Consider the following 6,641-nt stretch of genomic DNA (forward strand, 5'->3'; position numbering starts at 1 on the left):
TATATTTTAGATATAGAAAAGGTTTCAGCATAAATCAGTTCTACTTAAACGCTAAAATGCCGGATTTATTTAATGTATAGCTGATGATTATGCTTACTGCTTAAACGACCCCTTTCTTCACGGGCATAATTTATATTACAATCAGCAGGCAATATATTGGTAAATGTAACAATATATTTTATAAATCTATATTTTTATCGTGTTGCGCGTATCAATACCCCACAATAATTTGTTGCGCAATGTGTGCAGGAAATTGCTGTCGTCCAGCCTTAATAAACTCAGCTTGAACTCCTCTTTTTTGATGGCCAGCTGCACGGTATTATCAATGGTTTCCATGCGACTATCAAGGGTACACAGGAACTGATCACTGCGACCTTCCACCTCAAAAGAAATAATGTTATTGTTGGGGACAATAATAGGTCTCACATTCAGGTTATGCGGCGCTACCGGTGTAATCACAAAATTACCGGCATCCGGAAATACAATAGGCCCTCCGCAACTCAGGGAATATCCCGTAGAACCCGTAGGCGTAGCCACTATCAGCCCATCTGCCCAGTAAGTATTCAGGAATTCACCGTTCAGGTAAGTGTGGATCTTCACCATGGCAGAAGTATCCTTTTTGTGGATAGTAAACTCATTGAGCGCATAAGGTACATCCCCGAATAAGGGAATATTCGCATCCAGGTGCAACAATGACCGCTGATCTACCACATAGGTACGGTTCAGCAACGCTTTTACCAACGCATGAATTTCTTCTTTGCCAATACTGGCCAGGAAGCCAAGACGACCAAAATTAATCCCAATCACCGGGATATTGGTGTCCCGCACATAGCAAACGGTATCCAACAGTGTACCATCGCCGCCAAGACTCATCAGGAAGTCAATTTTTCCAGGCAAATCTTCCGCAGAACTAAACAGTAAAGGAATACTCTCAAAGGGAATGTGTTGCTGGAGGGTACGGTAAAACGGCTCGTAAAGAATGGCCTCAATTTCTGCCAGCTGCAATTCTTCCAGCAATAACCGGATGTTTGAAATATCTTCTGTTATAAATCCCCTGCTATATAGTGCTACCTGCATTAAACGGTTTCTTTAAAGTGATTAGCGCTGGGGAAATTACGAATTACGAATTACGAATTACGGATTTGTGGGTAGACAGTAAACGCGTATATCTACCCACAAATCCGTAATTCGTAATTCGTAATTCGTAATTCTCACATATCCACGCTCGTGTGTAAAAATAGTCCTTTTTGCCCTAACTGATTAAAGCTGTACTCTATCCGGAGACAGGTATCATAGAAAGAAACGATATCTACACCTACACCTGCTGTGTACAACATCCGGTTATTCAGAAAGCCATTACCCGGAAACTTACTATAAGCATATCCTGCGTCACCAAAGACTTTAGCCAGGATACGCACTGGCACGGTATTAAATTTTTTAGGAACGATAGGGAGTTTGACTTTGAAAGACAATAATTCCTGGCGCAGCGTAGACTTAAGCACAGCGAAGCTGGTGCCATCTATCACATAATATTCCAGTCCCCGCAGGTAATCATCGCCATAGCCCAATGCCTGCTGGTTAATATAGGGCTGATCATTCGTAAGCTTCGCCTGGCTGCGGATACCAAGTGCAGCAAAGGTTTTGGGGCGCAGCTCCCAATACCTGGCCATATTGAGCCGAAAATGAACGTCATTCACATCGGCCCAGGGGCCTAATCCTCTTTTACCTATTTCTGCCACCAGGTTAAAGCCTTTGAGAGGATATACCCAGCTATCGGCTTTAATATAGGTAATACGGTAGGTAATATCGAGGAAGCTTACTTTGGTACGGCCCTTTCCCAGGTAATTGGGATTGAGGATGGCTACCGAATCGGCTACTTTTTCGTAGTTATAGTTCACAAAAACCTGGTGTCGTGTATTAATTGCCCGGCGGTAGCTGTAGTTGAGTCCTACCACATACACCTGGCGTAGAAACTCATCTTTCCGGAAAAACTGTTGTTTATTATCGCTGGTGCTATCATTCACCTCACGGTTACGCTTATAGGAAGCGAGGATCCCCAGGCCATGACGAAAATGTTTATCGATATAAGGCAGATTATACTGCAGGGCAAAGCGTTGCGTATAGCCGAACTGCAAAGCTGCGTTCAGGGCATCATTGCGCCCTGTCAGATTCTCCTGGGTACCGCTTACGCCTATATTTATCCTGTCAAAGCTGTGATTTTTTTCTACCCACCACTGGTTAAAGTTGCGGTCGGCCAGTTTGAAAATAGGATAGGCGAACGTGTACCAGCGTTCCCATACCTCAAATACCAGGTCGGCATTATTGCCGTTCCAGTTTTTGATATTGGCAGTAACATTCAGAAAGAGGGAAGTATTAAGCAGTTGTTTGCGCCGCTCTTCCAGGGTATTAGCCAGGTCGTGAAGATAGATGGTATCTCCCGGCACGGTGCTGATTTCGCGCAGGATGACGGACGTGCGGGTTTTCTTATTGCCCGTGACTATGATCGTTCGAACCACCAGATAGCTGCTATCCTTTGCAGGCACAGACTGTCCTTTGGCAATTCCCGGTAACACGATTTCCAACAGGCAGATCATGGCCAGTAGGTAGTAACAGCATCTCAGCATGTAGGTGATGTGAAATTTTAAACCATGTTGACAATGGTCAAATATAATAAAAAGGTGAAAGCATAAAGCGAAAAGCAAAAAGCCATTGGAGCGAAGGAGCTAAGCGGAATTATCTTGCCCAGGATTATACTGATTTTCCGGATTTTGTTTTTTTTGATTTTGTAAGATTTAAAAAAGATTAGCGAAGACAGATGCAGGTATACCTACATTTATCTTCGCTAATCATTATAAATCTAACAAAATGAAATCCGGGAAATCAGTATAATCAGTATAATCCTGGGAAAGACAAAAAAACTACATGCTGATATAATTCATCAGCAGATCGTAATTCTTCTTGAGCAATTCTTCTTCAGGTTCTTCCGCGAAAATGTATTTAATCACGTAGTTAAACCTTTCGAAAGTAGCTACCAGTCCTTGTAATTCCTGCCGGTTTGTCTTCAGTATTACTTCCAGTTTACCTGTAACAGGGTTGGTAATGGTGTTTACACTCAGCAGGGTTACATCATTTGATTCTGCGATGCGGGCGATTTCGCTGAGGGCATAGTCGCGCGGATCCACTTCAAAAGAGATGATACCACCGGGTTCCTTTACCCCGTTATATCTTGCTAAAGCTGCCAGGAGGTTGTCTTTGGTAATGATACCGAGGTATTCATTTTCTTTGGTCACCACCGGAAGGGCAGACAATTTGAAATCGTAAAAAAGTTTAAGCGCTTCAAACAGATGAGCATATTCCATGACAGCCGGGCGGGTGCTGCCGTACTCCATAGATTCCAGGGGTACGTCAGGATCTTCGAGGTCCATGATCTCGTCTTCCTCCACCAGGGCCAGGTATTTGCTATCCACTACCATTGGTAGTTGCGTCAGATGATATTCGTTCATCAAACGCAGCGCCTTTGCTCCTGTATCCGAAGGATGCAGAACAGGTACTGAAGATATGAGTTCTCTGGCAATCATGTGTAGCGTATTCTTACACAATAATAGGAAAGAATATCCCAACAGAAAAAGAAATTACATGTACGCGAAGTCACTGCACCATTTGGTACAGTCATCCGGTAACTGGGTAAATACCGGTTTAACTGGCAGGATTATGCTTCAGTTTCTCCAGGAAAGCATGCAGAATTTTGTTGAATTCATCGGGTACTTCCATCATAGGAGCATGACCGCATTTATCAATAAACTGCAGTTCAGAATTAGGTATCAGTTTTTTAAATTCTTCTCCGACCATAGGGGGGGTTACGGTATCGTTCATTCCCCAGATCAGTAAAGTTGGTTGTTTGATATCTTGTAGCTCATCGCCGAGATTGTGGCGGATGGCGGATTTTGCCAGAGTGATGATCTTAATCACTTTCAGGCGGTTGTTCACAATTTCGAACATTTCGTCTACCAGTTCTTTGGTAGCAATCTTCGGATCGTAAAAAGTAAGTTCTGCTTTTTTGCGGATATATTCATAGTCACCGCGTTTAGGATAGGTTTCGCCCATTCCGTTTTCAAATAAGCCGGAACTGCCAGTCAGCGTCAGTGATTTAATAGATGCTTCGGGGTGTTTCAGCAGGTATACCAATGCCACATGACCTCCCAGTGAATTGCCCAGCAGGTGCACATTTTTGTAGCCCCTGGTTTCAATAAACTTATGCACATATTTGGCCAGTCCCCCTACCGATGTTTCCAGGATGTTCATATCGTACAGGGGTAGCATCGGGATCACCACCTTGTTATATTGCCTGAAATATTCGATCATGTGCGAGAAATTGCTCAAAGCACCAAAAAGTCCATGCAATAATACCAGCGGTTCTCCTTCTCCTTCTTCTATAAAATTAAACTTACCCTGTGTTTTGATTTCGTAATCCATTGCCAAATCTTGAAAGTCAATTTTACGCTAAAATAATTCTTTTTATTAATCTAAATAATCTTTGAAACGAGTTATCCAGGTTGAATATGCTGCGCTGCCGTCTCGAAAAATGACTGTAGCTGGGCAAACATATTCTTAAAAACCGGGATCACCTGCCCAATATGATCCAACACCCACGGGCCAATATTCTCAATGTAAGGATATACAACAGATTGCAGCTTTGTTTCGGGGCTCAGCCAATATACCTGATTGGCCATCCACAACACTACACTATAAATTATTATAAATATAACGCTATACAACAGTATTCCTCCCAGTTTATTCAACCAACCCAACATCACCATTTCTACGAGCTTCTGTAGCATCCCCGCTCCAAGCCTTACCAGCAGGATCACTCCCAGGAACAGGCAGATGAAGCAAAGAACAGGCACCCAACGGGAATGCATATCCCAATGCTGCTGTACATATAAAGCAGTAACCGCCGATAATTTCAAGGCGGCTGCCAGTCCCAGTACAACTGCTACCAGCGAAAACAAGGCTACTATCAATCCACGGGTATACCCCCTGTAAAGGGCAAACACCATGATAATAGCAAAAATAATGTCTATAGGCATGATAGAACTATGGGACGGGCAATTTTTGATGCAGACCGGTTGTTGGCCTTCCGGCAGGTTCTTCCCATCGTATCAAAAAATGCCCGGCTCCTTTCAGATTACTTGCTAAGCAGTTCTTTTACCAGCGCGGAAATAGCCTTCCCATCGGCTTTACCGGCCAGTTGTTTGGTGGCAGCGCCCATTACTTTACCCATATCAGCGGGTGAGCTGGCGCCGGTGGAGGCAATAATATCGGTAATGGCTGTACGTAATTCGGCCTCACTCATTTGTTTAGGCAGGAAACGTTCTATAATCACCAGTTCTTCTTCTTCTTTCACTGCCAGGTCTTCACGGTTCTGGGCACGGAAAATTTCCAGGGAATCTTTTCTTTGTTTGGCCAGCTTCTGCAAAATCTTTGACTCGTCTGCTTCTGTCAGTTCGCCACTAGCTCCTTCGGCCGTTTTAGCCACCAGGATAGCCGCTTTGATAGCACGCAGTGCACGCAGATCAGCTTCCTTCTTGCCCAACATCGCAGTTTTGATTTCTGCGTTGATATTTAATTCTAATGACATATGGTAAGGTTTAATGGATTATTTTTCTTCGGCAGCCTGTTTTTCCTGGAATTTCTTGAAGAAATCCTTGGCAAAAGCACGCATTTCATCCGCCTGATCTTTATAAGGGGTGGCTCTTCCATAAGTATCGGCCATGGTCATCATGGTCTGAAAAAAGAAATCTGCCATTTCATCCACCATCATATCTTTTGTCCACAGGTCAATGCGGAGGGCGGCCTTTTCAGCAGCATCCCAGAAAGATACGATCATGCCTTTGGCTTTGACCATTTGTCCATCTTTATTATCTGTAGCGCTCCACTGTATTGATTCGGGCACCTTCTGATCGTCCAGTCCAACCTGGATCTTTATAGTAGATATCGTACTCATAATTATCAATTAAAGCGCAAATTTAGCCATCATTTGCTGATTTTCAGACGTCGGTTTTCCGGATACCGGAATTTGGCGGCCTGCAACCAGCCGTTGCGGGCAAAAAAAGCGTTGTTGTTATGCAGTTAAATGTGCCCACCACTGCTCCGCAGCGTGCTCCCAGCTGGTAAACGGCTTAACGGGAGGCACTTTGGCCAGTAATCGGGTACGCAATTGTTCATCTTTATATAAAAGGCTCATCTTTTCGGATAAGTCGTCCAGGCTCGCCGGATCTGCATACAACACGGTGTCCCCACCTGCTTCCCTGGCAGCCACACTATCCAGTGCAATCACCGGCACCTCACAACGGTGAGCTGCATAGATGGGTAATGCCAGTCCTTCAAACCTCGACGGATATACGAGCGCGTAAGCCCCACCCGTTAACCGGGCCAGGGTATCTTCATCTGCCGCTTCCACCATCACCACATCCTGCCGGAACTTATAACTTTGCAAAGCCGCGGCAATATCGGCGCCGGCAGCAGTAATACTCCCCGCCAGTACCAGCTTAATGTTGCTGCGCTGCCGCTTTTTCAATGCCGAAAAAGCTTTCAGCACTGGAATAATATTATTCCGTGGATGCAAACTCCCGGTTACCAGG

The 6,641-nt window shown here is 44.4% G+C and carries 8 protein-coding genes; all 8 read right to left on the minus strand.

Annotation, left to right across the window (positions count from 1 at the left end; genetic code table 11):
• Window positions 1-186: 186 nt before the first annotated feature.
• Entirely contained in the window at window positions 187-1,077 is an 891-nt protein-coding gene (locus VIP81_RS10715) for an NAD kinase (protein WP_331959705.1), read from the minus strand.
• A 134-nt stretch (window positions 1,078-1,211) separates the two neighbouring features.
• The gene (locus VIP81_RS10720; protein ID WP_331959708.1) at window positions 1,212-2,624 is read right to left on the minus strand and encodes a POTRA domain-containing protein; all 1,413 of its coding nucleotides are present in this window, start codon (window positions 2,622-2,624) and stop codon (window positions 1,212-1,214) included.
• 294 nt (window positions 2,625-2,918) lie between these two features.
• Entirely contained in the window at window positions 2,919-3,578 is a 660-nt protein-coding gene (locus tag VIP81_RS10725) for a CBS domain-containing protein (protein WP_331959711.1), read from the minus strand.
• A 118-nt stretch (window positions 3,579-3,696) separates the two neighbouring features.
• Complete coding sequence (locus VIP81_RS10730) at window positions 3,697-4,473, minus strand: alpha/beta hydrolase (protein ID WP_331959714.1); 777 nt, start codon at window positions 4,471-4,473, stop codon at window positions 3,697-3,699.
• A gap of 71 nt (window positions 4,474-4,544) precedes the next feature.
• Window positions 4,545-5,087 carry a CvpA family protein gene (locus VIP81_RS10735; RefSeq protein ID WP_331959717.1) on the minus strand — a complete coding sequence of 181 codons (543 nt, stop codon included), beginning with the start codon at window positions 5,085-5,087 and terminating at the stop codon, window positions 4,545-4,547.
• 98 nt (window positions 5,088-5,185) lie between these two features.
• Window positions 5,186-5,638: a GatB/YqeY domain-containing protein gene (locus VIP81_RS10740; protein WP_331959720.1), complete on the minus strand. Its 453-nt coding sequence runs from the start codon at window positions 5,636-5,638 to the stop codon at window positions 5,186-5,188.
• A gap of 18 nt (window positions 5,639-5,656) precedes the next feature.
• On the minus strand, window positions 5,657-6,004 hold the full coding sequence (gene gldC / locus VIP81_RS10745) for a gliding motility protein GldC (protein WP_331959723.1): 348 nt from the start codon (window positions 6,002-6,004) through the stop codon (window positions 5,657-5,659).
• 117 nt (window positions 6,005-6,121) lie between these two features.
• Window positions 6,122-6,641, minus strand: a 520-nt coding sequence (locus VIP81_RS10750; protein ID WP_331959726.1) for a glycosyltransferase, incomplete at its 5' end; no start/stop codon positions are given.

The organism is Chitinophaga sp., assembly GCF_036566945.1.
GTDB lineage: Bacteria > Bacteroidota > Bacteroidia > Chitinophagales > Chitinophagaceae > Chitinophaga.

What these genes read in the sequence shown, in the direction of transcription:
- VIP81_RS10715 (WP_331959705.1), bottom strand. Translation starts at nt 1,077, where the DNA reads ATGCAGGTAGCACTATATAGCAGGGGATTTATAACAGAAGATATTTCA.
- VIP81_RS10720 (WP_331959708.1), bottom strand. Translation starts at nt 2,624, where the DNA reads ATGCTGAGATGCTGTTACTACCTACTGGCCATGATCTGCCTGTTGGAA.
- VIP81_RS10725 (WP_331959711.1), bottom strand. Translation starts at nt 3,578, where the DNA reads ATGATTGCCAGAGAACTCATATCTTCAGTACCTGTTCTGCATCCTTCG.
- VIP81_RS10730 (WP_331959714.1), bottom strand. Translation starts at nt 4,473, where the DNA reads ATGGATTACGAAATCAAAACACAGGGTAAGTTTAATTTTATAGAAGAA.
- VIP81_RS10735 (WP_331959717.1), bottom strand. Translation starts at nt 5,087, where the DNA reads ATGCCTATAGACATTATTTTTGCTATTATCATGGTGTTTGCCCTTTAC.
- VIP81_RS10740 (WP_331959720.1), bottom strand. Translation starts at nt 5,638, where the DNA reads ATGTCATTAGAATTAAATATCAACGCAGAAATCAAAACTGCGATGTTG.
- gldC (WP_331959723.1), bottom strand. Translation starts at nt 6,004, where the DNA reads ATGAGTACGATATCTACTATAAAGATCCAGGTTGGACTGGACGATCAG.